This window comes from Rugamonas fusca, assembly GCF_014042365.1.
Classification (GTDB): domain Bacteria; phylum Pseudomonadota; class Gammaproteobacteria; order Burkholderiales; family Burkholderiaceae_D; genus Rugamonas; species Rugamonas fusca.
Window position 1 is genome coordinate 1 of sequence record NZ_JACEZS010000056.1, and the last position, 1393, is coordinate 1393.

A 1393-nucleotide genomic window follows, 5' to 3' on the forward strand; every position below is an offset into this window, starting at 1 on the left:
GACATCGAGCAGATGCTCAAGGAGATGCAGTCGGCCGTCTCGGCCAGCGTGATGGGCATGGACAAATTCTCCGAGGAGATCCGGCGCAGCGTGGGCGAGGTGCGGCAGGTGACGGACCAGCTGTCGGCCGTGATGGACCAGGTGGGCAAGCTGGCGCCCCAGTTCGACGCCGTGTTGCAGGGCATGCAGTCGCAGGCCGTGGGCGCCGAACAGATCACGGGCACCATGGTCCAGCTCAACGACGCCACCCAGCAGACCGTGGAATCGCTGAAGGCCACCAGCGAAGCGGTGCGCCAGTTGCAGTTCGCGGCCGGTGATTTGCAGTCCAGCGTGGCCAGTTTCGCCCTCGCCGCCTGAGGCGGCACCGTCCCTTTCCCGGAGCATTGCATGCTGAGTAAGCTGAACGACCTGAGTATCCGCAAAAAACTGTATCTCAGCCTGGGCGCCATCGTCGCCATCGTGCTGGTGCTGCTGGCCACGGCCTATGTCAACTTCATGCGATTATCCGAAGCGAGCCGGCTCGACCGGCACTCGATGGAAGTGCTGCAGGCGCTGGACCGGCTGCAAACGGACCTGCTGCAAGTGCAGGTCGAAGCGCGCGGCTATTACCTGACGGGTGACGAACAGCGCCTGCTGCGTGCCAACACGGAGCGGGCCGACCTGCCCGCCTCCGTGCGGCGGCTGCGCGCGCTGACGGCGGACAATCCCAGCCAGCAGGCCCACTTGAACCAGTTCGACACCTCTTTGCAAAGCTGGGTCAGGGACGTGCTGGAGCCGCAGCTGGAACGGCGCCGCGCGCTGGGCGACCGGCCCGATGCCGCGCTCACCTTGGCGCGCATGCCAGAATTAGCGCACGGCAGTCCGCTCACGGCCAACCTGAATCAGCTGCTCGACAATGCCCGCAACGAGGAAAAGCGCCTGCTGGCCGAACGGTCGCAGGTGGCGGCCCGCCAGCAGCAGGCGATGGTGCTGGTGCTCACAATGGGCGGGATGGTCAGCCTGCTGCTGTCCATGCTGGTGGCCTGGCTGCTGGCGCGCGCCCTGCTCACGCCACTGGGCCAGCTGACGACGGCCGTGGGCCGCATCGCGGCTGGTGAATCGGGTGCGCGCGCGCCCGTGCTGGGTGGCGATGAACTGGGCCAGGTGACGCGGGAATTCAACCGCATGGCGCAAGCCGTGGAGGACAACCAGGCGCGCGAAGTGGCCGCCACCAACGCGCTGCGGGCCAAGGTGGACGCGCTGCTGGCCGTCGTCTCCAGGGCCGCCTCGGGCGACCTGACGGGCCAGGTCACCGTGGCCGGCGAGGACACCGTGGGCCAGCTGGGCCACGGCATCGCCACCATGCTGGCCAACCTGCGCGCCCTGATCAACAACGTGCAAAAGGCCGGCATCC

General features: G+C 67.6%; 1 protein-coding gene and 1 pseudogene. Both read left to right on the forward strand.

The window, feature by feature from the left end; translation table 11 throughout:
• A pseudogene (locus tag H3H36_RS26265) lies at positions 1-357 on the forward strand (chemotaxis protein); the annotation flags it as partial.
• A gap of 30 nt (positions 358-387) precedes the next feature.
• Positions 388-1393 (forward strand): CHASE3 domain-containing protein (locus H3H36_RS26270; RefSeq protein ID WP_182220980.1); only part of this gene is annotated, 1006 nt, incomplete at its 3' end.